The sequence below is a fragment of the Mariluticola halotolerans genome, from assembly GCF_021611515.1.
Lineage (GTDB): Bacteria > Pseudomonadota > Alphaproteobacteria > Rhizobiales > Devosiaceae > Mariluticola > Mariluticola halotolerans.
Map to the genome: position 1 here is coordinate 2,080,348 of NZ_CP090960.1, position 24,325 is coordinate 2,104,672.

At 58.5% G+C, this 24,325-nt stretch carries 19 protein-coding genes; 6 read left to right on the forward strand and 13 right to left on the reverse strand.

From position 1 onward, the window contains the following. Positions 1–2: 2 nt before the first annotated feature. From L1P08_RS09975 to L1P08_RS10020, 10 genes are all read right to left on the reverse strand, one after another. Positions 3–2,426, reverse strand: coding sequence for a sensor histidine kinase (locus tag L1P08_RS09975; protein ID WP_303616870.1), 2,424 nt, complete (start codon positions 2,424–2,426; stop codon positions 3–5). A gap of 389 nt (positions 2,427–2,815) precedes the next feature. Then, positions 2,816–4,219 carry an adenosylhomocysteinase gene (gene ahcY, locus L1P08_RS09980; RefSeq protein WP_303616871.1) on the reverse strand — a complete coding sequence of 468 codons (1,404 nt, stop codon included), beginning with the start codon at positions 4,217–4,219 and terminating at the stop codon, positions 2,816–2,818. An 85-nt stretch (positions 4,220–4,304) separates the two neighbouring features. Beyond that, complete coding sequence (locus L1P08_RS09985; protein ID WP_303616872.1) at positions 4,305–4,811, reverse strand: DUF2937 family protein; 507 nt, start codon at positions 4,809–4,811, stop codon at positions 4,305–4,307. Positions 4,812–4,825: 14 nt separating this feature from the next. Further along, positions 4,826–5,149, reverse strand: coding sequence for an HPr family phosphocarrier protein (locus tag L1P08_RS09990; RefSeq protein ID WP_303616873.1), 324 nt, complete (start codon positions 5,147–5,149; stop codon positions 4,826–4,828). A gap of 69 nt (positions 5,150–5,218) precedes the next feature. Continuing rightward, positions 5,219–5,617 carry a PTS sugar transporter subunit IIA gene (locus L1P08_RS09995; RefSeq protein ID WP_303616874.1) on the reverse strand — a complete coding sequence of 133 codons (399 nt, stop codon included), beginning with the start codon at positions 5,615–5,617 and terminating at the stop codon, positions 5,219–5,221. Positions 5,618–5,688: 71 nt separating this feature from the next. Continuing rightward, on the reverse strand, positions 5,689–6,174 hold the full coding sequence (locus L1P08_RS10000; RefSeq protein WP_303616875.1) for an HPr kinase/phosphorylase: 486 nt from the start codon (positions 6,172–6,174) through the stop codon (positions 5,689–5,691). A gap of 10 nt (positions 6,175–6,184) precedes the next feature. Next, complete coding sequence (locus tag L1P08_RS10005; protein ID WP_303616876.1) at positions 6,185–7,969, reverse strand: sensor histidine kinase; 1,785 nt, start codon at positions 7,967–7,969, stop codon at positions 6,185–6,187. A 6-nt stretch (positions 7,970–7,975) separates the two neighbouring features. Beyond that, the gene (locus tag L1P08_RS10010) at positions 7,976–8,689 is read right to left on the reverse strand and encodes a response regulator transcription factor (protein ID WP_303616877.1); all 714 of its coding nucleotides are present in this window, start codon (positions 8,687–8,689) and stop codon (positions 7,976–7,978) included. 167 nt (positions 8,690–8,856) lie between these two features. After that, positions 8,857–9,582, reverse strand: coding sequence for a cell wall hydrolase (locus L1P08_RS10015; protein WP_303616878.1), 726 nt, complete (start codon positions 9,580–9,582; stop codon positions 8,857–8,859). Between the two features lie 312 nt (positions 9,583–9,894). Continuing rightward, positions 9,895–10,566: an HAD family hydrolase gene (locus tag L1P08_RS10020; protein WP_303616879.1), complete on the reverse strand. Its 672-nt coding sequence runs from the start codon at positions 10,564–10,566 to the stop codon at positions 9,895–9,897. A 1,766-nt stretch (positions 10,567–12,332) separates the two neighbouring features. Here L1P08_RS10020 and L1P08_RS10025 point away from each other — a divergent pair. Continuing rightward, positions 12,333–12,758 (forward strand): hypothetical protein, encoded by a 426-nt coding sequence (locus L1P08_RS10025; RefSeq protein ID WP_303616880.1) that lies wholly within the window; start codon positions 12,333–12,335, stop codon positions 12,756–12,758. Between the two features lie 56 nt (positions 12,759–12,814). Further along, positions 12,815–13,816, forward strand: coding sequence for a coiled-coil domain-containing protein (locus tag L1P08_RS10030; protein ID WP_303616881.1), 1,002 nt, complete (start codon positions 12,815–12,817; stop codon positions 13,814–13,816). Positions 13,817–13,822: 6 nt separating this feature from the next. Here the strand turns inward: L1P08_RS10030 and polA are convergent, their stop codons facing one another. Further along, entirely contained in the window at positions 13,823–16,714 is a 2,892-nt protein-coding gene (gene polA, locus L1P08_RS10035) for a DNA polymerase I (protein WP_303616882.1), read from the reverse strand. A 206-nt stretch (positions 16,715–16,920) separates the two neighbouring features. Between polA and L1P08_RS10040 the strand changes: the two genes are divergently transcribed. Beyond that, positions 16,921–18,540 carry an EAL domain-containing protein gene (locus tag L1P08_RS10040; protein ID WP_303616883.1) on the forward strand — a complete coding sequence of 540 codons (1,620 nt, stop codon included), beginning with the start codon at positions 16,921–16,923 and terminating at the stop codon, positions 18,538–18,540. Between the two features lie 3 nt (positions 18,541–18,543). On the opposite strand, the gene L1P08_RS10045 is transcribed toward L1P08_RS10040, so the two are convergent. Continuing rightward, positions 18,544–20,022 carry an NAD-dependent succinate-semialdehyde dehydrogenase gene (locus L1P08_RS10045; protein ID WP_303616884.1) on the reverse strand — a complete coding sequence of 493 codons (1,479 nt, stop codon included), beginning with the start codon at positions 20,020–20,022 and terminating at the stop codon, positions 18,544–18,546. 176 nt (positions 20,023–20,198) lie between these two features. On the opposite strand from L1P08_RS10045, the gene L1P08_RS10050 reads away from it, so the two are divergent. Beyond that, positions 20,199–20,789: a glutathione S-transferase N-terminal domain-containing protein gene (locus tag L1P08_RS10050; protein ID WP_303616885.1), complete on the forward strand. Its 591-nt coding sequence runs from the start codon at positions 20,199–20,201 to the stop codon at positions 20,787–20,789. A 33-nt stretch (positions 20,790–20,822) separates the two neighbouring features. On the opposite strand, the gene L1P08_RS10055 is transcribed toward L1P08_RS10050, so the two are convergent. Next, complete coding sequence (locus L1P08_RS10055) at positions 20,823–21,383, reverse strand: PAS and helix-turn-helix domain-containing protein (protein ID WP_303616886.1); 561 nt, start codon at positions 21,381–21,383, stop codon at positions 20,823–20,825. A gap of 101 nt (positions 21,384–21,484) precedes the next feature. Between L1P08_RS10055 and L1P08_RS10060 the strand changes: the two genes are divergently transcribed. Together L1P08_RS10060 and L1P08_RS10065 are read left to right on the forward strand one after the other, a co-directional pair. Then, positions 21,485–22,777, forward strand: a complete 1,293-nt coding sequence (locus L1P08_RS10060; protein WP_303616887.1) for an acetylornithine deacetylase/succinyl-diaminopimelate desuccinylase family protein — start codon at positions 21,485–21,487, stop codon at positions 22,775–22,777. A 43-nt stretch (positions 22,778–22,820) separates the two neighbouring features. Continuing rightward, on the forward strand, positions 22,821–24,308 hold the full coding sequence (locus L1P08_RS10065) for an ABC transporter substrate-binding protein (RefSeq protein WP_303616888.1): 1,488 nt from the start codon (positions 22,821–22,823) through the stop codon (positions 24,306–24,308). Positions 24,309–24,325 lie beyond the last annotated feature (17 nt).

Here is a 24,325-nt window from a genome sequence, read left to right on the forward strand (position 1 = left end):
ACCTATTCAGCAGCGCTGACAGCTTCGGCGGGGTTGGCAGGGATGGAGACAATCACCCGGGTGCCGCGCGGTTCACGCCGCTCCAGCGCAATGGTGCCGCCATGCAGGCTGACAAAGGTTTTGACAATCGCCAGCCCGAGGCCCGCACCGCGCTGACGCCCTTCAGCGGAACGCCCTTCAAAGCGCTGGAACATGGCAGCTTTCAACTCGTCGGAAATCCCCACGCCTTCGTCCTCAATGGTGAAGACAATGCGCCCGGCTCTGTCGGAAACACTCAAACGCACTTCGGCACCGGGTGCGGAATAACGGGCAGCATTGGACAAGAGGTTATAGAGGACCTGAACGATGCGGGTGCCATCGGCAACAAATTCGGGCAGATCATCCGCGATATCGATAATCAGATTGGGCGGGGTTTCGCTGCCCGCGGCCGTCAGCGTGCCGGCGAGCCCGGCGCGGGCCCGGTCGACAAGGGTCTGGATATCCTGCCGTTCGAGCCGCAATTCGGCGACACCGGCGTCTGCCGTGGCCAGATCGAGAATATTGTCGATCAGGATGCCAAGGGTCTGGGACGAGGCGCGGATATAATCGGTATAGGCGCGCTGCTTGTCGTTAAGTTCACCGACTGTGCCTGAGGCCAGGAGGTCAGCAAAGCCGATGATATTGGTCAGCGGCGAACGCAATTCGTAGGAAACGTTCTGCACGAAGGCGTCTTTCAGCCGGTCAGCGGTGACCAGGGCGTCATTGCGCTCCTTGAGCACACGCTGGTAATTGGCGCTTTCGGTGACATCGACAAAGGTCATCATGGTCTGCCCGTCGGGCAGCCGGGTTGCGGCATAATCGATCATGCGCCCATCGGCCCGGGTGACCCGGCCGGAGCGGTCGGTGCGGGCGGGATTGAGATCGATGATATTCTGCTTGAGATCCGCCCAGATGGTTGCGCCATCCTCGGGCATGGCGCGCGCGCAGGCCTCGGCGATTTGATCGATATGCGGATGCCGGCCCAGTTCGTTCATGGGCAGCTTCCACAGCGACGAAAGCCGGGGATTGTGCAGGGTCAGGCGGCCATTGGTGCCAAACACCGCGACACCTTCGCTGAGCGCGCCAAGGGTTTCGCTTTGCACATGGATGAGTGCGTTATAGCGGCTCTCGAGCGCCAGTTGCTCGGTGATATTTTCAAAAATGTAGATGACGCCGTCATTGGTGGGGACCGAAACGGCATTGAGGGTACGCCCGTCGGGCAGATACCACGGCTCTTCACGCGGGGCGGTGAGATTATAGGACTTGAGATGCCGTGCACGCCATGCCCGATAATCGGCTTCGCTGGGCAATTGCCCCTGGGTACGCAAACGGTCGAGAATGGCGGATTCGTCAACGCCGGATTTGAGCCATTTGGGATCGAGTTCCCAGAACGCACAATAGGCCTTGTTGAAATGGCGCAGCTTCCGGCCCTTGTCGAAAATCGCGATCGGGGTGGCGATGGCATCGATAATACCGGCGCTGCTGCCAAACTCCGCTTCAACGGGCGGGCTGGTTTCCTGCACGTCCTGGCGGGCCCGCAACAGGCCTGCTGTGCCATTTTCAACCGAGAATAGCACCAGATCATAAGTGCCGAGCGCGGGCAGGACATTGGCGAGATCGAGCACACCGGGGGTGGCGGCGAATTCGCGCTGCTGCATATCTATTTCGGCAGCGGTGAACAGTTCGGGCACATCGCCTGCCCGGCTTTTATGCCCCAGACTTTCGGCCAGTTTCCAATAGGCTGCATTGGCATGGACAAGCTCGCCGCGCGGGCTGCGCACCCAGGCAGGGCTGGGCAGCAGGTCGAGAATGGTTTCGGTATCCAGCACATCGCGCGGCGGGATTGCATCGGTCAGCTGAAGACTTTTTTCCGGCTGGGCGGTGGCCGGACGCACCCGCAGGATGGCGGCGCCGCCCAGTACACGACCGGAAATGCGCACCAGCCGTCCCGACAGGGCCACTGCGCTCAGATCAAAGCTGCGCGCGGCCGTTTTGAGACTGGAGAGATGGCGGGTCAATTCTGCGCCGTCGCTGGGTGTCAGCCATTTGCGGAAATCGGCGACAGCTTCATTGTCCTGGGCGCGCGGCAGGACAATATCGGGCTGGCCGTAAATGGCGGGAGCGGTATTGGCGTCACGCCAGATCAGGGTCAGCTCGTTCAGACCATCGAGAATAGCTGTCGACAAATCCAACTCAGCGCGCATTTCGGCCATTTGCTGATAGGCCTGATCGACCGCCTCATCACTGTAGCGCCGGGAGCGGCGCACCATATAGCTGGCCAGCAGGCCGAAACCCAACGCTCCGATGGCGATGGCGACCGGTGCCGCATCGGTTATGCCCGCTGATGATATCGGCGCTGAAAGCGCAGGCGTGGCTGCGAGAATGGCCAGGGGTGCTGCCTGAATCATTACGAATCCCCGACGATTCCGGAATCTTTCCGGTCGCATGCCCATGTCTCTTTCTTAAATGCCGCCGCATGGGTGCCCACAGGAGGGACACCCGAATCACTTACAAGATAGCGGGCAGTGGAATCCGGCGACAAGGGGCAATTTGTCAGGCTGTGGATGTATCGCCTGAGGGTGTGCCTTGACAGGCACATGCAGGGCGAGCGGCGTTGAATCGCTTTCGACATATTCTGTCAGTCTGCAAGACGACCGCTGCATTAAAAAATCCGCGCCTTTGGCGGGCGCGGATTTCAACAAGTTCATCTCTGGGCAGGTGAAGACCCGAGATGTATTTGCTCATTCGAATATAGCGCAACTGCCCGGAGACAATGGCGATATCTCGAAGGGCTAAATCAGTAGCGGTACTGCTCAGGCTTGAAGGGACCGTTCTGGGCTACACCGATATAGTCGGCCTGTTCCTTGGAGAGCTTGGTCAACTTCGCGCCGAGTTTGGCCAGGTGCAACTCGGCCACTTTCTCATCAAGGTGCTTGGGCAATACGTGGACGGCATTTTCGTATTGGTCGGCCTTTGTCCACAGTTCGATCTGCGCCAGGGTCTGGTTGGCGAAGGAAGCGCTCATCACAAAGCTGGGGTGACCGGTGGCATTGCCCAGGTTGACCAGACGACCTTCCGAGAGAAGGATAATGCGGCGGCCTTCGGACAGTTCGACAATATCAACCTGCGGCTTGACGTTGTCCCACTTGAAGTTCTGCAGTTCGGCGACCTGAATTTCGTTGTCGAAATGACCGATATTGCAAACGATCGCCATGTCCTTGAGCTTTTTCATGACATCAAGCGTGATGATGTCCTTGTTGCCGGTGCACGAGACAACGATATCCGCGCGGTCAGCAGCTTCTTCAAGAATGACGACTTCATAGCCATCCATCGCGGCCTGCAGGGCACAGATCGGATCAACTTCAGTGACCAGAACGCGGGCACCCGCACCGCTGAGGGACTGGGCGGAGCCCTTGCCCACATCGCCATAGCCACAAACGATGGCGACCTTGCCGGCCATCATCACATCGGTACCGCGGCGGATGGCATCAACCAGGCTTTCGCGGCAGCCATACTTGTTGTCGAATTTCGACTTGGTGACGCTGTCATTGACGTTGATGGCGGGGAAAGGCAGTTCGCCCTTTTCATGCAGCTGATACAACCGCATCACGCCGGTTGTGGTTTCCTCGGACACGCCGCGGATATTGGCGCGGACCTTTGAGAAGAAACCGGGATTGGCCGCGAGGCGCTTTTTTACCTGAGCGACAAAATATTCTTCTTCTTCGCTCTTGGGGTGCTCGAGAACCGAGGGATCGGTTTCCGCACGCGCGCCATTGAGCACCAGCATGGTGGCATCGCCGCCATCGTCAAGGATCATGTTGGCGGTTTCGCCATTGCCCCAATCGAGAATGCGATCTGCAAAATCCCAGTATTCCTCGAGCGTTTCACCCTTATGGGCAAAAACCGGGATGCCGGCAGCGGCGATGGCGGCGGCGGCGTGATCCTGAGTCGAGAAAATATTGCATGATGCCCAGCGCACTTCAGCGCCCAGCGCCACGAGCGTTTCAATGAGAACAGCTGTCTGGATGGTCATGTGGAGGGAGCCGGCAATGCGGGCGCCCTTGAGCGGTTGACGGTCGGCATATTCGGCACGGATCGCCATGAGACCGGGCATTTCGATCTCGGCCATCTCGATTTCCTTGCGGCCCCAATCGGCCAGGGAAATATCTCTTACTGCGTAGTCTTTATTCGCTGCGGTCATTGCCGGTCTCCGGTATCCGTTTCATTCGCTGGCGCGACTTATACGCGGGCCGGGCGCAGCATTCAACAATGATATAAAGAAATGTTTATATCCGTCGACCCCATGTCCGGCGTTGCCGCCGGCGGCGGAAAGGCAGGGTCAGGAGGCTGACAAGGCTGTAGCCGCCCAGAATGCCTATGCCAGAAAGCGCAATACCCTCGGGGGTGACGGGAACGGCGGGTTCATAGTTTTCCCAGGCGCGGGCGGCAATCTGGGCATCGTAGAATTCGGCCATGCCTGAGAGTTTTTCAATCGGTCCGGCGTTCTGCACCCGGACCAGGTGCTGGCTCAGGCGTTCATAGCGCGCAATGGTTGCCTCCATATCGGCGCCGCGCCCGACAATGAAGGTGTCGGTATTGGCCTCATAGCGATCGAGCGCCTGTTCCCTGTCGAGACCTTCGCGGGCGGCATCAGCATCAAAATCCGTGACGATGATCCGCAGTTCATCAACGGCACCGCCCAGACGCTGCTCATATTGCTGGGAGAATTCGGGAAACTGGGAAAGCGTCAGCCCAAGCCCCACGCCGCCAATTACACCGAGTGTCCGCCGCATGAGCCGCCCCTCTCTCAGATAACGGGCTCCGGCCCGGCGCTGTCGCTGTCTTCATCAAAACCGTTATTGACGAGTTCGACAATCGCGTCGAGCGCCTCGCGGGCCTGACGGCCCTTGGATTGCACAAGAATGGTGGAACCGGGGCCTGCTGCCAGCATCATCAAGCCCATAATCGAGGTGCCGCCAACCGTGACATCTTCCCGGGTGACGGAAATATCGGCATCAAAACATTCTGCCGTGCGCACAAAGCGGGCCGAGGCGCGCGCGTGCAGGCCGCGTCTGTTGCAGATCGTGAGGCGTTGGCAAAGGGCGCGGCCGGTGTTTGCGGTTTGTGGCATCAGGACCGATCTTGGCGTTCAAATTCACAGATGGTGTAAATGGTGTGCGCCTCCGGCCCAAACAAGATGTCAGCCGCCCAGAACGTCATTGGCGACATTGATGTATTTGCGCCCGGCATCCTGGGCGTCGCGTACCGCATCACGCAGGCTCATTTCGCCGCGCACCCGGGCCAGCTTGACCAGCATGGGCAGGTTGACCCCGGCGATCACCTCGACCTCACGCTTTTGCATGACGGAAATGGCGAGGTTGGAGGGCGTGCCGCCAAACATGTCGGTGAGAATGACAACGCCCTTGCCGTCATCCACCGCCTCGACCGCCTTGATGATGTCGTTGCGGCGCTCTTCCATGTCATCGTCCGGGCCGATGGCCACGGTTTTGCACTGTTCCTGGGGGCCGACCACATGTTCAAGCGCGGCCCTGAATTCATCGGCCAGCCGTCCATGCGTTACCAACACCATACCAATCATGCAAAACTCCAGAGTTGAGATCTATCCCCATTTTCAGGGCGCATTGAGTCTCATCCGAGGCCGGGCAAGATTCAAGCGGTTTTTTTGACGCGCCTGGTTTTGAGCGGCGGCAGGGCGCTGATCGCCTCGTGCACGAGCAATTGCTGATGGGCGGAATCGATAACGCTGCGGTTGGGGATCGGACAACGGGGCAAGGTTACACCCTCGACCTCGGTGACCAGGGCATCCTCCTCGACAAGGCGTATCAGCTTGTTGACGATATCAACCACCAGATGGACCGGCGCGGATTCCACGTGCGGCCGTTTGATGATTCCGCGACCACGCAATTCGATCAATCCGCCAATGGATGGCGGGGCGTGCATGATAAGCGCGCCGTTCTCGACCGTCAGGTCGATCCGGTCATCGGCGACCAGCACCGCTTTTTGCCCCCGCAGCGCTGCCGCGTTCAAAAGCTCAAGCGTCAGCAGGGATTTGCCGGCACCCGAGGGGCCGCGCAGCAGAATGCCGCGACCATCAATGACCAGGCCTGTACTATGGATATTGGCGGAGTCGCTCATGTGCCGCTCCTCACTTTTTCGACCTGGGCAATGTCACCTTAAAGGTCGCTCCAGCAGCATCGGTGCGATTTACGCCCGATATGGTTCCTTTGTGAGCTTCGATGATTTGCCGGGAGATGGAAAGCCCCAATCCCGAATGGTCCCCGAAATGTTCGGCTTCGGGCCTGTCGGTATAAAAGCGCTGGAAAATCCGCTCGGGATCGCCCTGAATACCCGGCCCCTCATCGCAAACCTCAACAATGACATTGTCGGCATCTGCTTCAATACGCACCTCCACCTTGCCGCCATCGGGCGAGAAGGAGACAGCGTTATCGATCAGGTTATTGAAGACCTGCGCCAGGCGGCTGTCATGACCGAGCACAAGCGGCTTGTAGCGGTCCGACGTGACCGTGACATTTATGGTGATGCCACGGGTTGCCGCCAGGTCCTCCTGGATCGAGGCCATGGCCTCGGAGAGATTTTGCACATCGACGATTTCGGCGCTTTCGCGCGCCAGCTCCGCATCAAGACGCGAGGCATTGGAGATATCGGAGATCAGCCGGTCGAGACGGCGCACGTCATGCTGGATGATAGCGGTCAGCCGGTCGCGGTCTTCCTTGCGCTTGACCAGAGGCAGGGTTTCCACCGCGCTTCTGAGTGAGGTCAGCGGATTTTTCAGTTCATGGGCCACGTCTGCTGCGAAACGCTCGATCGCCTCAATCCGGTTATAGAGCGCATTGGTCATGGCGCGCAGGGCCCCGGAGAGGTGGCCGATTTCATCGGTACGGTCGGTGAAATCAGGAATTTCGGCGCGGTGGGTCATGGAGGCCTGCACCCGTTCGGCCGCCGCCGAGAGACGCCGCATCGGCCCCGCAATGGTGCCCGCCAGGAAAAACGACAGGATGGATGTGGAGATGGCGGCAATGAGCGCGATGCGCAGAATGCCCAGCCGCTCGGTTGCAATAATCGTATCGATCTCGCCCGGCTGGGTGGACAGCAACAAGGCACCGACAATGGCGCGCGAGCGCTGGACGGGCACGGCAACGGAGACGACCAACTGGCCCTGCTGATCGACGCGCACAATATCCGCCGGCGCGCCGGTGAGAGCAATATTGACCTCGGGATAGCGCTTGCCCTCGCTGGCATCATATTCCTGATAGAGCGAGAACTGGCTGCCCGGCACCCATGTCATGGCCGCGTTCCACCAGTCGGTGAGAAAGAACCCCGACCCCTTTTCGGTGACCTGTGTGGGCAACAGAACCTGACCGCGCGCGTAGATATTGGCGCTGTCAAGGATCAGCAGCCCATCCTTGTCGTAGATGCGGGCGCGGGTATGGGTGGGGGTGACCAGTTCGCCCAGAAGCGGGGCGACCCGTTCCGGGCTGATGGGAAATTCGAGGGTCGGATCAAAAAAGCTCAGCGGCGAAATCGCATTGCCGGGCAGCACTTCGAGCAGGCGATCGGGATTGACCGAGATCACATCGCTGTCGACCGTGGCCGAGGCGGCGATGGCGGCGGAAATGATCTGGCCCTGAATGCGCAAGGATTGCACCCGCGCCTCAATCAGCCCGGCACGCCACTGGTTGAGATAGAGAATGCCCGCGACAAGGGCTGCAAGCGCGGCGAGATTGAGAAAGACAATGCGCCGGGTGAGATTGGAGAAGATGGTGACGCCGAGAAAGCGGCGGATGGCGGCAACGAGCGCGCGCAGCCGCGCCCACAGGCCAAAGCGGGCCCGCTTTTTGGTGCCGTTCACCTGCCCGACCTGAGCCGGGGATTTTTTCGCTGTCTCAAGCTCATCACTTGCGATTGCCAACTGCGCCTATTGCTCCTTGAAGCGATAGCCGACGCCATAGAGGGTTTCGATCATCTCGAAGTCGTCGTCGGTTACCTTGAACTTCTTTCTCAGACGCTTGATGTGGCTATCGATGGTGCGATCGTCAACATATACCTGATCATCATAGGCCGCATCCATGAGCGCATTGCGGCTTTTGACAACGCCGGGGCGCATGGCCAGCGACTGCAGGATGAGGAATTCGGTGACCGTCAGGGTGACCTTCTGGCCCTTCCATGTGCAGGTGTGGCGTTCCTCATCCATGACCAGCGCACCGCGCTCGATCACCGATTTGGGGGCGCTCACTTCGCCATTGGCGGCAGGGGCGCCCGGCTCGCGCGGGGCGGCGCGGCGCAGGATAGCGCGGACACGCTCGACCAGCAGGCGCTGGGAGAACGGCTTGGTGATGAAATCGTCGGCGCCCATTTTGAGGCCGAACAATTCGTCGATCTCTTCATCCTTGGAGGTGAGGAAGATCACCGGGACATCGGATTTCTGGCGCAGGCGGCGCAGCAGCTCCATGCCATCCATGCGCGGCATCTTGATATCGAGAATGGCCAGATCCGGCTTGTCCGTTGTCAGGCCCTCAAGGCCGGAGGCTCCATCGGTATAGGTCGCCACGGTATAGCCCTCGGCTTCGAGGGTCATGGAAACCGACGTCAGGATATTGCGATCATCGTCTACCAGAGCGATCTTGGGCATAGGCACCCCTTTTGGTTTGGCGGAACGCGTGGCGGGAAATTATCCCCTGCACACAAATGAATAGCCGCTTTGGCACCCACAAATACGCGCATTTTAAGGCAAGGCCAAGCCGTAGCCGGTTCGGGAGCGCAGATGGACAAATTGTAATGTGGCGGGAAGGCGCTGGTTCAGGAAGGGGAATAAAAGATGTGGCTGCCGATCTGGGAGACCTGACGGAAGCTTTGGGCCCAATGGGGCGACACATTGCGTGTGTGATAGTAAAGCACGTTTGCCGGGACCGCATCGGGGCGCTGCCCGGCCTGGAACTGCTTGAAGGCGGCCAGTGCGATGACATTGGCCCGCACCCAGCTTTCGCGCACGATGCGATTGCCATTGCCACCCATATCGGAACGCCCGTCGCAGGCGAAGGAGAACTGGCATCGGAATTTGGGGCCATTGGCGTTCTGGAAGACCACGCCGCAAATGCTGGACGGATAGCGCTTGGAGACAACCCGGTTCAAAATGACATTGGCCACGGCCCACTGGCCTTTTTCCGGCTCGCCGCGGGCCTCATGGTAAATCGCCTGGGCGAGGCAAAGGCGTTCCTTTTGGGCATCGGCCACCCGCTTGGCGGTGGGCACGAATTTGGTGGCCGCATAGGCGCTGAGCATTTCCGGATTAACGGTGGGGGCTTGCGGGGCGAGCCATTGCTCGGGCTTGAAGGTGATGTCCTGCTGCAATCTGGCAGCTGTCTGATGGGCGACATAGGAAGAGAGGAGTTCGGGCGTCAGCGTTGCGACCTGCTGCGCGGAGGCGGTGGCAACCATCGTGACGAAAGCCAGAACCAGAGCGCCAAGGCGCGCGGTTTTGCCCAAAAAGACCTGCCATGCAATGGCCTGCTGACCCAGCGCCATACGCCCTCATCATCATTTTCCTACAATCAAGCGCTTTGAATGCAACAAAAAGCTTGTTGTAAGTTTTTATAATTACGTCGCTTTTTAGCGAACCGGCTTTTGCCCATCCCCCGTGCTCCAACATTCCCGGGGGAACACGACAGCGAAGCCGACCGCACCATAACCGAACCCACCCAGTTTAGGGAACCAAAAATTTACTTGCGGTTAACCACGCCTTTTAGCGTGTGGTTAACCATAATTGCGGCAGCAAGGCGGCGCTGTGCCCCGCGTCCGGCGCGCGGACTCAAGGGTCTGTCGTCAGTGGCGTGGATGTCAGGCGGGCGTGGTGCCGAAGGCGGCTTCGCGCACATGGTGCAGCGAGGGCAGAACGGCGTGGCACAGTGCGGTGATCTCGTCATTGGGTGCCAGCAGATCGGGCACCATGATTGGCATCATGCCTGCGCCATGGGCGGAGCGGATGCCGTTATGGCTGTCCTCGAGCGCAATGCATTGCGCGGGGTCGATGCCCAGACGGGCGGCGGCGGTAAGAAACGGCTCGGGATGCGGTTTGCCATTCTGCACATCATTGCGGGTGACGACCGCATGGAATTTATCAAAAATGCCGGCGCGTTTCAGCCGGTCGGGCGCGATCGGGCTTGCGGTTGAGGTGGCAACGGCGGCGGGAATATTGCGGGCGTTCAGCTCAAACAGCAATTCACGCACGCCGGCCTTGAGCGGCACATCATCGGCGGTCAGCGCCTGCATGGTCTTGGCGGTATATTGGTTATAGAGCGCCAAGGGGAAATCAGCCCCAAAAAACTCGATCAGCATGCGCGCACTCGCATCGGCCGGCGCGCCGATTTGTGCATTGTGCAGGTCTTCGTTCATTTCGAAACCGAGATCGGTGCAGGCCTGGTGCATGGCCTGTTTGTAAAGGGGTTCCGTATCAAGCAGAACGCCATCCATATCAAAGACGATGGCGGAGAAAGGACCGAGGGCTGACAAGGGAGGCTCCTTAAGACTAGGCGGCCCGTTTAGCAGGCCGGGCACGGCATGGGAAGGGGCGCAGCCTGAAACCGGCCACCCCCCACCGCGTCATTCCCGCGCAGGCGGGAATCCAGTGGGGTGGTTCGGCGGTGGCGAAGGGGTTTTATGCGGGCAGGACTGCCCGCTGCTGGCTTCCCGTTTTCACGGGAATGACGATGAGGGTGAGGTGGTCTTTCTCCGCCCTCACATCGTCATACTCGGGCTTGACCCGAGTACCCATGCAATGGTGCAGCGCGATTAGGCAGGCGTGTGGTGTGTAAAGGTTGTGGTTGTCCTGCCCTCAACCGAGGTGGAGAGCGGGTCATGGGCCCTCGGGTCAAGCCCGGGGGTGACGAGTGGGGGTGGGGCGACTTGCACTTTCTTCATCCTGAGCCTGTCGAAGGATGGGCGGCAGGTGCGGTGTTCAAATCCAACCACGCAGCCGAAGGCCCCGCCGGGGCAAATCCGGCGGTTGGAAACGGCGCTTGCATGAGACGGTCGATGTCCCGCCTGATTGTTATTGTTATATGAGACACAGACCGTCTCATGCGATCGGGGTTTTTGGCGTATCCTGCGCAACCTGGGGAGCTGACCCTTTTATCCCCCACCTACGCATGCCGGCTGTTTCGACCCCTTGAACGCCGCCTTGGCTGAGCAAAAAGTCCCGGCAATACCACGAAGCGAAAAACAGAACTCCGTGTACGATTATTTACGGCTAGCCTCGGTGATACCGGCCAGTCGACGCAGCTTGGCCTGGAACAGGGCGACCCCTGTTCCACCCGACCCCGCCCCACTCAATGCTCGTGTGCACCTAAGCGCCATGTGGTTTGGTGGAGAAAGGATAACCGGGGTTGGCGGAGCGTCGATAAGTTTTCTTTGGGGGCTGCATTTTTCCACCCCCCGCATCGTCATACTCGGGCGTGACCCGAGTATCCATGAGATGGTGCCGCGTGATCGTTGGGCGGATGGTGCAGGGGCGGTTTTGCCCCGCCCTCTGTTCGGTGTCGATGGTGGGTCATGGGCCCTCGGGTCAGGCCCGAGGGTGACGAATGGGGACAAGGCCGCGTGATCGCGCACCCCGCTCTGGATTGCCGCGCGGCTGCGCCGCTCGCAATGACGGGGGAGAGTTTTGGAACCTGCAACACCCACAACGTCATTCCCGCGCAGGCGGGAATCCAGTGCGCCGTGTCGATGGCGCGAAAGAAGCCTTGTGCGGGCAGGACTGCCCGCGCTGGATTCCCGTTTTCACGGGAATGACGAGGGGGGTGGCTGATGATTTCCCCACCCTCACATCGTCATACTCGGGCTTGACCCGAGTACCCATGCGATGCCGCAAGGGGATAGTCGGGCGTGAGGTTCGGGGTGGTTTTATCCCGCCCTCTGCCGGTGTGGAGAGTGGGTCATGGGCCCTCGGGTCAAGCCCGAGGGTGACGAATGGGGACAAGGCCGCGTGATCGCGCACCCCGCTCTGGATTGCCACGCGGCGTGGCCGCTCGCAATGACGGGGGAGAGTTTTGGAACCTGCAACACCCACAACGTCATTCCCGCGTAGGCGGGAATCCAGTGGGGTGGTTCAACGGTGGTGAAGAGGTTTTTGCGGGCAGGACTGCCCGCGCTGGATTCCTCATGAAGTCGGAATAACGTTGAGGATCTGTAAAGTTGAACTGCAGGTCGATTTTTATTGGGCCAGAGCAAAACCGTAATTAAAGTCAGGCCGATAAATACTTCTGCAGGGGGAGATTCGATTGACCGACTTTTTTGAGAATTTAAGCAATGAACTTTCTAGGGTGCAACAATCAATTGAGACGTTGAACAAGTCTCAAAATGCGGCTTTTGACCCAACCAAATTCAGTTTTCAATATGACGCGAGACCATCTGAAAGTGTTAGAAGTCTGAACGAAGTGCAAGCTTCGATAAGCGTTATTTTCGAAGAGACCCAGAAATTTATCGGCAATAATCACTTCGAGTTGCTGCCAATATCATCTCTTACGAGCATGATCACATTCGTTGGTGAAGTCTCAGACGAGATCTCTTCTATGACAAAATTATTTGATCAGATCAATGATGAGGAAGGTCTAGCAAAATATGATTCAGCAACCTTCATAGCCACAACCTCTACGGGAACTTCGATAAATTTTGCCCCCCGCTCACAACCCTCTCAACTTCATTAGACAAGCTATTGAAGTCCACATTGATGTTGGCACCTTTGACCAAGTCGCGGGGTGGCATGTCATTTGTAGCGGCTACAAATCAACTCGGTCAATTATTCGATCGGATTGAAAATGAGCTTAAACGCGTGAAATCCGCTCGTTCAGAATACTCCGGTGCCACAGATGAACTCAAGAAATCTGGCGAAGTGGTCGCGGAGTTACTTGAAAAAATACAGACGGCGAATCAGTCGAGTCAATCAGCCAAACTACAAATCGACAGCGTCGTCTCTGAGCTCACGGCCTTACAGACACAAGGGCAAACTATTCATGCGAGCATCGAGGAAGTGGCATCAACGGCACGTAAACTTCATGCGTCCGTTGAAGAGTATCAAAAAAAATTCGACGAATTTGATGGGGCATTAAACACAAGACAAGAAAAAATTGCCTCAGGCGAAATTGAAATTGTCTCGCTTCATAGCCGGTTGGTCGAGACTGAGAAGGAAATTGAAGACATAAAAAAGCGATCAATCGATATGCTTGACGGAGCTACGATTGCGGGATTGGCAGGGGTATATAAAACCAAAGAGAACCAAACCAACAAGCGTCTCGGCTTGGCGGCCGTCGGCTTTTGGTTATCTATCTTTTTGCTGTTCTTATCTGCTGTTCCATTGATTGGATATGCCCTTTCCCCCTTCGCTGTATTTTTGAATGCAGAATGGAAAGACGTGGTCGATCAGATTCGCGGCCCGGTCGTTACCAGTGACTGGCAGTATATAAGCCAAGTGTTCTCAAGGCTCGTTATTTTGCTACCCGCTGCATGGCTAGTTCGTATTACTACGGGAAGATACAATAGTCTGTTCAGGTTGCGAGAGCAGTATGGGCACAAATATGCCATTGCCTCTTCTGTGGAAGGGTTTAAACGACAAGCTCCAGATTTCCAAAGTGAGGTTGTTGCTTCAACATTTGAAGAACTCATGTATAATTCTATTGAACACCTACAGCCTGAGAAGAACGAGTCCAAGCCGCCAAACCGGATACTGAACTTCCTTTTGAACAAGCTCCGGGGGGCAGAAGATTAAGTCCCTCTAATGCGCCTCATCCCAATTCCCCGCCGCCTTCGCGTCCACCTGTAGCGGCACGCTCAGTTTCAGCGCGGGTTCGGGCGCTTTTTCCATGATGCTGGCGATGGCCGCAATTGCCTTCTCCTCCGTCCCCTCAGGCACCTCGAAAATCAATTCGTCATGCACCTGCAGCAGCATGTCGGCGGGGATTTTCTGGGCCGCCAAGGCTGGTTCCATCTGGATCATGGCCCGCCGGATGATGTCGGCGGCGCTGCCCTGGATGGGGGCGTTGATGGAGGCGCGTTCGACGAAACTGCGCTCGGACGGGTTTTTGGAATTGGCGTTGGGGAACGGGATTTTGCGGCCGAAAATCGTCGTCACATAGCCCTCGCGTTTCACCGCTTCCTTTTGCGCTTCCATATAATCCTTGATGCCGGGGAAGCGTTCGAAATAGGCCTTGATATAGTCGGATGCCTCGCCGCGCGGAATGCCGAGCTGGTTGGCCAGCCCGAAGGCGGAAATGCCGTAGATGATGCCGAAATTGATCGCTTTCGCCCGCCGGCGAATCATCGGGTCCATGCCCTCGATGGGCACGTGAAACATTTCGCTGGCCGTCATGGCGTGAATATCGAGCCCGTTGGCAAAGGCATCCTTGAGGGCGGCGATGTCGGCGATATGGGCGAGGACGCGCAATTCGATCTGCGAGTAATCGGCGGAAATCAGCGTCATGCCGGGCGCAGCAACGAAGGCGGTGCGGATTTTGCGGCCATCCTCGGTGCGCACGGGAATGTTTTGCAGGTTCGGATCGGTTGAGGACAGACGCCCGGTGGCAACCGCCGCCTGATGATAGGAGGTATGGACCCGGTTGGTGCGCGGATTGATGTAATTGGGCAGCGCATCGGAATAGGTGGATTTGAGCTTGGTGACACCGCGCCAGTCGAGAATGACCTGGGCCAAAGGCTCGCCCTTGGCGGCGAGATCGTCGAGCACGCTGACCCCGGTGGCCCATTGGCCGGACTTGGTTTTGGTGCCGCCCTCGAGCCCCATTTTGCCGAAAAGAATTTCGCCCAATTGTTTGGGGGAGCCCAGATTGAACGGTTCGCCGACCATTTCCTGCGCTTCTGCCTCGAGCGCTGCGGCGCGCTGGGCGAAATCGCCGGACAAACGCGAGAGGATTTGCCGGTCAACGGAAATGCCGCGCGCCTCCATGCGGGCGAGCACCGGGGCCAGCGGGCGGTCTAGGGTTTCATAAACCGTGGTGGCGCGTTCGGCGACCAGACGGGGTTTTAGAACATGCCAGAGGCGCAGGGTGATATCGGCGTCCTCGGCAGCGTATTTTGTCGCCTCCTCGATGCTGATCTGGTCGAAGGTTTTCTGGTTCTTGCCGGTGCCGGCCAGATCCTTGAAAGCGATCGGGGTGTGGCCGAGCCATTCCTCGGCAAGCGCATCCATGCCATTGCCGCGCGCGCCATCGACCGCATAGGAAATCAGCATAGTATCGTCGAACGGCGTCAGGTTGATGCCATAGCGCGCGAGCAGGCCCATATCGTATTTGGCATTTTGCAGGATTTTGAGGATGGCAGGATCCTCGAAAACGGGTTTCAGCGCCGCGATGACCTCGGCGGTATCGAGCTGGCCCTCAACCTTGCCGCCGCCGAACATGTCATCGTCGCCATCAGTATGCAGCAGCGGGATATAGGCGCCATTGCCCGGCTCGGTTGAGAGGCAAATGCCGACCAGATCGGCCTGCTGATTATCGAGCCCGGTTGTTTCGGTATCGACGGCGACATGACCCTTGTCGATGATCATGGCGATCCAGCGATTGAGCGCCTCGATATCGCGGATGCATTCATACGCCGCATGATCGACGGGAATGGCGGCGATTTTGGCAGCGATTTTGGCGGCATGGGCTGCGGGCCCCTCGCCTGAGGCGCTGGCGACACCGTGATCGGCAACCGGGTCTGATGCATGCCCCTCGTCTTCTCCGGCGGCGATTTCGCGGGCATGGGCGCGCAATTCGGGATCAGGCTCGAAGGCGTCGGGATCTGTATCGAGCAGGCCGGCGACACGGCGAAGGAAGGTGTTGAATTCCATCGCCTTGAGAAAGGGCACGAGAGCTGCGGGCGCCATGGGCTGGCGGACCAGATCATCGAGCGGATGGAGAACAGGCACATCGCGCTTGAGGGTGACAAGGCGGTGGGAAATGCGGGCCTGTTCGGCAAATTCGATGAGGTTTTCGCGGCGCTTGTTCTGTTTGATCTCAGAGGCATTGGCGAGCAGGTTTTCGAGATCGCCATAGGTATTGATCAGCTCGGCGGCGGTCTTGATGCCGATGCCGGGGACACCGGGAACATTGTCGACCGAATCACCGGCGAGGGATTGCACCTCGACCACTTTTTCCGGGCCAACGCCGAATTTTTCGGCGACTTCATCGGGGCCGATCCAGCGGTTTTTCAGCGTGTCGAGCAGGCAGACCTTGTCGTTTACCAGCTGCATCAAATCCTTGTCGGTGGAGACAATGGTAACGCGGCCGCCGGCGGCCACGGCCTGCTCGGTATAAGTGGCGATCAGATCGTCGGCCTCAAAGCCTTCCTGCTCGATGCCGAGAATGGAAAAGGCCTTGGCCGCGACCCGGGTGAGGCCGAACTGGGGCACCAGATCCTCGGGCGCGGGCGGGCGGTGGCCCTTGTATTCGGGGAAGAAATCATTGCGGAAGCTCTTGCCGGAATGATCGAAAATCACCGCCATATGGGTGGGCGCGTCATCGCCCTTCAAATCCTCGGTCAGTTTGAACAGCATGGTGCAGAACCCAGAGACCGCGCCGACCGGCAGCCCGTCGGACTTGCGCGTCAAAGGCGGCAGGGCGTGATAGGCGCGGAAAATGAAAGTCGATCCATCGACGAGCAGCAAATGCATGGGGAACCCGGGTCCTTCGGCGTTGATCACTATTTCATACGGGGGCGGCCCGGTTTTTTCAAACCCGGCGGCACGCAGTGTACTGCAAGCGCTGGCGCGAGGAAATCAAAGAGCGGGGCGGGAGGATCATTTAGCGTGGACAGCGCGCGGCATTAACCGCTGTTTATTTCTTCTTTTGCTAACATACTCCGAACGGAGGGACGTCCATGCACATCTATTCGCGGCTGTTTGCGTTCAGCCGCTACCAGCGCAGCCTGCTGGCAGTAACATTTATCGTCATATTTCTTGTGGCGATGATGGGTGTCATGGCCATCGGTTATCTCAATATACGCAGCGAATTGCGTGGGCAGATTTTCACTGAAATCGGCAATTTCGACCAGCTCGAGCAAAATCTGGATGCGACGTTCAGTGTGCTGGAAGCCAATCGAACGCTGGAACCGTGTTCGCCGGAATTCTTGAGCTGGCTGCGCCGGATCGCGTTTTTCCCCGATGGGGTGCATGAGCTGATCTATGCCGAGAACGACCGGATTCTTTGTTCCGTGACCGGCGGCGTCATGGAGACGCCCATTCTTTTGGGGCCACCGGACATTGCAGATGCGGATTCGCGGACACGCATCTGGCTGGACCGGGATCTGGGCCTGATCGGGTTTCCCGGCCTTACCGGCTCGTTTCAACAGCGGGGCAATTACATTCTGGTTGTGCCCACACCCGAGACCATGTTCACGCCGCCTGAGTGGATCGGCTACCAACTGGTGGCCATCGGCGAGAACGGCAAATGGTGGCACCGGGATGGCAAGAAGGACGCCTATCAACGTTATCTGGACGGTGGTGCGCAGACATTTTCCCTTAAACATCGCGCGTTCTTCAATGTCGTTTGCGACACGTCGCAAACGCTTTGCCTTGTCACCGATACGCCCCTGACAAGCGCGCTGGCCGGCCGGCTGCCGATTCTCGCCCTGGCGCTGGTTCTGGCGCTGATGGTGGCAGGTGTATTAACTTTTGCGCTCAAGCGCCGTCTTGAGGTGTTCTGGTCATTTTCATCGCGTTTGCGGCACCAGCTAGCCGCCGACGCTGTGATGTGTCTTTATCAGCCGATCCTGTCGCTACGTACGAATACGATTTCGGGGGTGGAAGTGCTGGCCCGCTGGCGCGATGTCGACGGGACCATGGTATTCCCCGACAGGTTTCTGCCGGTTATCGAGGAACACGGGCTGACCCGGCCCTTCACCGAGGCGGTTGTGCAGCGGGCCTTTGCAGACCTGTCCGCCCTGCCTTGCGGGCCGGCACGGATGCGGGTGAATTTCAATATTTTCCCCCGCGATTTCGAAGCGGGATGGCTGGAACTCGTTCTGCATGAATTTCTGGCCGTGCCAGAGCGGTTCGAGGTGGTGGTTGAGCTTGTCGAGACGGAGGAAATCGGCGTTGCGGCGACCCGCGAGGTGATCGCTCAATTGCGCAATCTCGGCATCAAGACATTTATCGATGATTTCGGCGTGGGTTATTCCAGCATTAATTATCTGGCCGGACTTGCCGCCGACGGGGTGAAAATTGACCGCTCCTTTGCCATGGCGCCAACCGATTCGCTGATGGACAATATGCTGACCAGCGCCATTGAGATGATCCACAAGACCGGCCAGGAAATGGTGGTTGAGGGCATTGAAACCGCCGGGCGGCTGGCTGAGCTGCGCGACAACCACATGGTTGACCATATCCAAGGCTATCATTTCTGCCGCCCGCTGGAACTGAAGGCGCTGGCCGCCTTCATGACCGGCTATAACGATGCGGCGCCCGCCGTGCCGGCCCGCCACATCGCTGCCCTTATCTAGCGCCTAGTCGCCAATGCCGCCCATGCAGATATATTTCATCTCCAGATAATCATCGGCACCATATTTGGACCCCTCGCGGCCAAAGCCTGACTGTTTGACGCCGCCAAAGGGGGCGATTTCGGTGGAGATCAGGCCGGTATTGACCCCGACAATGCCATATTCGAGCGCTTCGGCGACCGTCCAGACCCGGGAGAGGTCGCGGGCGTAGAAATAGGCGGCGAGGCCGAAAATGGTGTCATTGGCCATCTCAATGACTTCCCCGACAGTATCAAAGGCAAATAACGGGGCGAGCGGGCCGAAGGTTTCCTCTTTGGCGACCTGCATTTTCTGGGTGACGCCGGTGAGGACCGTGGGCTGGAAAAAGGTACCCCCCTTGTCGTCGCGGCTGCCGCCCTCGATGATTTTGGCCCCGCTTGCTGTGGCGTTTTTAATGTGCTCCTCAACTTTTTCAACGGCGGCTTCATCGATCAGCGGCCCGACTTTGACCCCATCGGCAAAGCCATCACCCACGGACAGACCGGCGACGGCCTTGGCCAGTTTTTCGGCAAAGGCATCATAAATGCTGGAATGAATATATAGCCGGTTGGAGCAGACGCAGGTCTGGCCGGCATTGCGGAATTTCGACTGTATCGCGCCTTCAACGGCCGCATCGATATCGGCATCCCCGAACACGATGAAGGGGGCATTGCCGCCCAGTTCCAAGCTGAGCTTTTTAATTTGAGGGGCGCATTGGGCCATCAGCTTGCGTCCGACCTCGGTCGAGCCGGTAAAGCTGAGCTTGCGCATTTTTTCGTTCTCGCAGAATTCAGCGCCAATATCGGCGCTGGAATTGGAGGTAACGACACTGAACAGACCCTTGGGGATGCCCGCCTGTTCGGCAAGAACCGCCAGTGCCAGCGCTGACAAGGGGGTCTGCTTGGCGGGCTTGGAGACGAAGGCACAGCCGACAGCGAGCGCCGGGGCAAGCTTGCGGGCAATCATGGCGTTGGGGAAATTCCACGGTGTAATGGCCCCAACGACGCCGACCGGCTGTTTGATGACGACGATGCGTTTATCGGTGGCGTGGCCCGGGATGACATCACCGTAGATACGGCGGGCCTCTTCGGCAAACCACTGGATATAACCGGCACCGTAAAGCACTTCGCCACGCGCCTCGGCCAGCGGCTTGCCCATTTCGGCAGTGAGGATGGCTGCGAGATCATCCTGATTGGAGACCATCAGATCATGCAAACGGCGCATGATCCGGCTGCGCTCCTCGGCGGTGCGGGCGGCCCATTGCTTTTGGGCGAGATAAGCGGCGTCAATGGCGCGGGCCGCTTCGGCACGGCCCATGTCGGGAATGGTCGAAATGGTCTCGCCGGTCGAGGGATTGGTGACGGGAATGGATTTGCCATTGTCCGCATCAACCCACTCACCCGCGATGAATGCTTTGGCGGCCAGAAGGTCGGGATTGGCGAGGCGAGCTTTAAGGCTATCGGTCAATTGATCATCCTTTCGAGACGCATCTGGCGCCTGTTTTTATTGTGTGCCGGCTATCAGAACAAATCCAGCGCGATCATATTGGTTCCGAAATCTCTTCGGGAACCGGCGCACCCGGATTGCCAGAAGGCTCGCCAAAGCGCTAAGCCTTGGCATCAGGATATTGCGGGGAGCCCGACATGAAACTCTATTATTCCGACGCATCGCCCTATGCGCGCAAGGTGCGGGTTGTAGCGGCTGAGCTGGGCGTGACCCTTGAATTACTGCCGGCCGATACGCTGGCCCATGAAAGTGATTATGGCCTTATCAACCCGGTGCATCGCATTCCTGCGCTGGTGCTGGAGGATGGGCAGGTGCTGATCAACAGCCCGGTGATTTCGGAATATCTCGATGTGCATTTTGGCCCGAAACTTTTGCCTCCTGCCGGGGCCGCGCGCTGGGAAGTGCTGCAATTGCAATCGCTGGGGGACGGACTGATGGATGCGGCGGTGCCGCGCCGCCATGAAAATGCCCGCCCGGCCGAGCAGCAGTCACCAGACCGGCTTTGGCGTTACAAGCGCTCGATGGACCAAACGATGGATTATCTGGAGCAGAACATTGCCCGGCTGGCAGGGATCAATCTGGGCACGATCGCCATTGCGGCAGGGCTTGGCTATACCAGCTTCCGGCATGCGGGCGATGATTGGGAAGCCCACCGCCCCAAGCTTGCGGCATGGTATGCCGAATTTGCCGCGCGCGCCTCAATGCTGGCAACGCCGCATCCGGGATAGGCATTATCCGTGGCCATGTGGATGGCCGAAAACCTAGACCTCATAGCCGGTCAATTTGGCCAGGAGTCCCGCGATATTGCGCACGTCGAACTTGCCTAGAAGCCGGGCGCGGTGTTCCTCGACCGTGCGGGGGGAAATATCGAGCTGACGCCCGATTTCCTTGCTGGTCAGGCCGCGGGCGAGGCATTGCACGATCTGGCGTTCGCGCAGGGTCAGTGAAATCGAGGCGCGGGTTGCCGAGATATCGGCAAAACTCAAAATCGCGCGCTTGAGCGGTTCTTCGGGGAAAAATGTGTGTGCACGGAAGCGACACCAGAACAAGGTGCCGTCGCGGCGCGGCATCAGCCGCTCATCGGAATATTTGCCAGAGGTCTTGAGCGCTTCAAACCCGACCTCGCGAATGGCCTCGAACTCCCGGTGCGAGGCGTAAAGCATGCGGAAAGACTGGCCGATCAGTTCTTCCGCCCCATAGCCGAACATGTCGGCAAAGGTTGCGTTGCAGGTGCGAATGACCCGTTCCTCGGTCAACACAATGCCGACGGGGGCATGCTCGAAGGCCAGCGCCGAAAAGTCATCGACGGCCAGATTTTGCATGGTGGTTTCCCGTATTTTTACTGGATTGCGATTTTGCGCCCGTGAGCGCGACACTGCAAGTCTTGCCGTAATTGGCCCCAAAGGCCGGAGAGAATATCTATATGCTTCACACTGAAGAGGACAAGGTTCGCCTTTACCAGCGGATCGAGGATGCGCGGGACGCACTTATTGCCCTGACCCAGGACCTGATCCGCATTCCAACAATGAACCCGCCCGGTGAAGCCTATCTGGAAATCTGCGAATATCTGCAAAAGCGACTTTTGGGCCGGGGGTTTGACGTGGAACTGGTGCGGGCGACAGGTGCCCCCGGGGACAGCGACAAATATCCGCGCTGGAATGTGATTGCGCGTAAGGAAGGCAAGCGGCCCGGCGATTGCGTGCATTTCAATTCCCACACTGATGTGGTGGAGGTGGGCCGCGGCTGGACGTTTGACCCGTTTGGCGGCGAAGTGTCCGACGGCAAGATTTATGGCCGGGGGGCCTGCGACATGAAGGGGGGCCTGGCCGCCTCGATCATTGCGGCGGAAGTCTTTATCGACACCTTTCCCGATTTTGCCGGGGCGATTGAAATTTCCGGCACGGCGGATGAGGAATCCGGCGGCTATGGCGGTGTTGCCTATCTGGCCGAGCACGGGTTTTTCACCCCCGAACGGGTGCAGCACGTGATTATTCCCGAGCCCTTGAACAAGGACCGGGTTTGCCTTGGCCATCGCGGGGTGTGGTGGGCCGAGATCGAGACCAAGGGGCATATTGCCCATGGCTCGATGCCGTTTCTGGGTGATTGTGCCGTCCGGCATATGGGCGCGGTGGTGGCGGAAATGGAACAATCATTGTTCCCGGCGCTGGCGCAAAAGCGCACCGACATGCCGGTTGTGCCCGAAGGCGCGCGGCAATCGACAATGAATATCAATTCGCTGCATGGCGGGCTGGCGGAACCGGAGGAGGGTTTTACCGGCTTTCCCTCGGCCGTTGTGCCCGACAGCGCGCGCATGGTGATCGACCGGCGTTATCTGATCGAGGAGAATGCCGAAGAGGTGCGCGGGGAAATCGTCAGCCTTTTGGAAAAGGTGAAAGCCGAGCGGCCGAAATTTGAATATGAATTGCATGAAATGTGGCAGGTCAGCCCCACAATGACAGCGCGGGATGCGCCGATTGTGACCTCGGTGGCGCGTTCAATCGAGACCGTGTTGGCGAAAACGCCTGATTATGTGGTGTCGCCGGGCACTTATGACCAGAAACATATCGACCGGATCGGGCGGATGCATAATTGCATCGCCTATGGCCCGGGTATTCTTGATCTGGCGCATCAACCTGATGAATATATTGGAATCGATGATATGATGGACAGCGTCAAGGTGATGGCCTTGACGCTCAAAGAGCTGTTAACTGCCTGACAAGGTGGTGAAAACAGCCGCTTAAAACTCGGAAGGACGACACATGCGAATACCCTTCAAGAGCCTGGCACTGGCCGGCGCGCTTGCTTTGACGACCGCCTTGAGCCCTGCTTATGCCGCGCGCACCGACATCAATGTCGGCATGGTCCTCGAGCCGCCCAATCTCGACCCCACCGGTGGTGCAGCTGCCGCGATTGATGAAGTGGTTTATGCCAATATTTTTGAAGGCCTGACCCGGTTTGATTCAACCGGCGCGGTACAGCCCAATCTGGCGACCAGCTGGGATATTTCCGAGGACGGATTGACCTATACATTCCACCTGGCAACCGGCGTGACCTTTCATGACGGCACCGGTTTTGACGCCGAGGATGTGAAATTCTCGCTCGACCGGGCGCGCGCGGAAGATTCAACCAATGCGCAAAAGGCCTTGTTTGCCGATATCGCCTCGGTCGAGGTTGTTGATCAGGCCACGGTTGTTGTGACCCTGTCCAAGCCGAATGGCAGCTTTTTGTTCAACATGGCCTGGGGTGATGCGGTGATTGTGGCGCCGGAAAGCGCCGAGACCAACGCGACCAACCCTGTGGGCACCGGCCCGTTCACCTTTGTGAACTGGGCGCAGGGCGACCATGTGGAGATTGCCAAGAACCCTGATTACTGGGGTACGCCGGTCAAGCTCGACAAGGCGGTCTTCAAGTTTATCGCCGACCCCACCGCCGCCTTTGCCGCGATGATGGCGGGCGATGTGGACACATTCCCGAACTTTCCCGCCCCCGAAACCCTCGCCCAACTGGGCGCTGATCCGCGCTTCAAGGTGATTGTGGGTTCGACCGAGGGCGAGACCATCATGTCGATGAACAATGGCAAGGCCCCGTTCGACGATGTGAAGGTGCGTGAAGCCGTCTCCCATGCGATCAACCGCCAGGAAATCATCGATGGCGCGATGTTTGGCTATGGCACCCCAATCGGCACATTCTTTGCGCCGCACAATCCCGCCTATGTCGATCTGACAGAGACCTCGAACTATGACCCGGAAAAAGCCAAGGCGCTTCTGGCGGAGGCTGGCTATGCCGACGGGTTCAAGACAACCCTGAAGCTGCCCCCCCCCAGCTATGCCCGCCGTGGTGGCGAGATCATCGCCTCGCAATTGCGCGCTGTCGGCATTGAAGCCGAAATCATCAATATGGAATGGGCGCAATGGCTCGAAGGTCCGTTCAAGGCACGTGACTACGACCTGACAATCGTCTCGCATACCGAGCCGATGGATATCGGCATCTATGGTCGTGACGACTATTATTTCGATTACCATGATGATGGTTTCAAGCAGATCATGGCTGATCTGAACAATACCACGGACCCGGCCAAGCGCACGGAACTGATGCAGGCCGCGCAAAAGAAAGTCTCGGGCGACTTTGTCAGCGTCTTCCTGTTCCAGCTCGCCAAGACCGGTGTCGCCAATGCCAAGATTAAAGGCCTGTGGGAGAATTCCCCCACCCAGGCCAATGATCTGACCGGCGTTTACTGGGTAGATTAAGCTATTTGCGGGCGGGT

What these genes read in the sequence shown, in the direction of transcription:
- L1P08_RS09975 (WP_303616870.1), bottom strand. Translation starts at nt 2,426, where the DNA reads ATGATTCAGGCAGCACCCCTGGCCATTCTCGCAGCCACGCCTGCGCTT.
- ahcY (WP_303616871.1), bottom strand. Translation starts at nt 4,219, where the DNA reads ATGACCGCAGCGAATAAAGACTACGCAGTAAGAGATATTTCCCTGGCC.
- L1P08_RS09985 (WP_303616872.1), bottom strand. Translation starts at nt 4,811, where the DNA reads ATGCGGCGGACACTCGGTGTAATTGGCGGCGTGGGGCTTGGGCTGACG.
- L1P08_RS09990 (WP_303616873.1), bottom strand. Translation starts at nt 5,149, where the DNA reads ATGCCACAAACCGCAAACACCGGCCGCGCCCTTTGCCAACGCCTCACG.
- L1P08_RS09995 (WP_303616874.1), bottom strand. Translation starts at nt 5,617, where the DNA reads ATGATTGGTATGGTGTTGGTAACGCATGGACGGCTGGCCGATGAATTC.
- L1P08_RS10000 (WP_303616875.1), bottom strand. Translation starts at nt 6,174, where the DNA reads ATGAGCGACTCCGCCAATATCCATAGTACAGGCCTGGTCATTGATGGT.
- L1P08_RS10010 (WP_303616877.1), bottom strand. Translation starts at nt 8,689, where the DNA reads ATGCCCAAGATCGCTCTGGTAGACGATGATCGCAATATCCTGACGTCG.
- L1P08_RS10015 (WP_303616878.1), bottom strand. Translation starts at nt 9,582, where the DNA reads ATGGCGCTGGGTCAGCAGGCCATTGCATGGCAGGTCTTTTTGGGCAAA.
- L1P08_RS10030 (WP_303616881.1), top strand. Translation starts at nt 12,815, where the DNA reads ATGTCATTTGTAGCGGCTACAAATCAACTCGGTCAATTATTCGATCGG.
- polA (WP_303616882.1), bottom strand. Translation starts at nt 16,714, where the DNA reads ATGCATTTGCTGCTCGTCGATGGATCGACTTTCATTTTCCGCGCCTAT.
- L1P08_RS10040 (WP_303616883.1), top strand. Translation starts at nt 16,921, where the DNA reads ATGCACATCTATTCGCGGCTGTTTGCGTTCAGCCGCTACCAGCGCAGC.
- L1P08_RS10050 (WP_303616885.1), top strand. Translation starts at nt 20,199, where the DNA reads ATGAAACTCTATTATTCCGACGCATCGCCCTATGCGCGCAAGGTGCGG.
- L1P08_RS10055 (WP_303616886.1), bottom strand. Translation starts at nt 21,383, where the DNA reads ATGCAAAATCTGGCCGTCGATGACTTTTCGGCGCTGGCCTTCGAGCAT.
- L1P08_RS10060 (WP_303616887.1), top strand. Translation starts at nt 21,485, where the DNA reads ATGCTTCACACTGAAGAGGACAAGGTTCGCCTTTACCAGCGGATCGAG.
- L1P08_RS10065 (WP_303616888.1), top strand. Translation starts at nt 22,821, where the DNA reads ATGCGAATACCCTTCAAGAGCCTGGCACTGGCCGGCGCGCTTGCTTTG.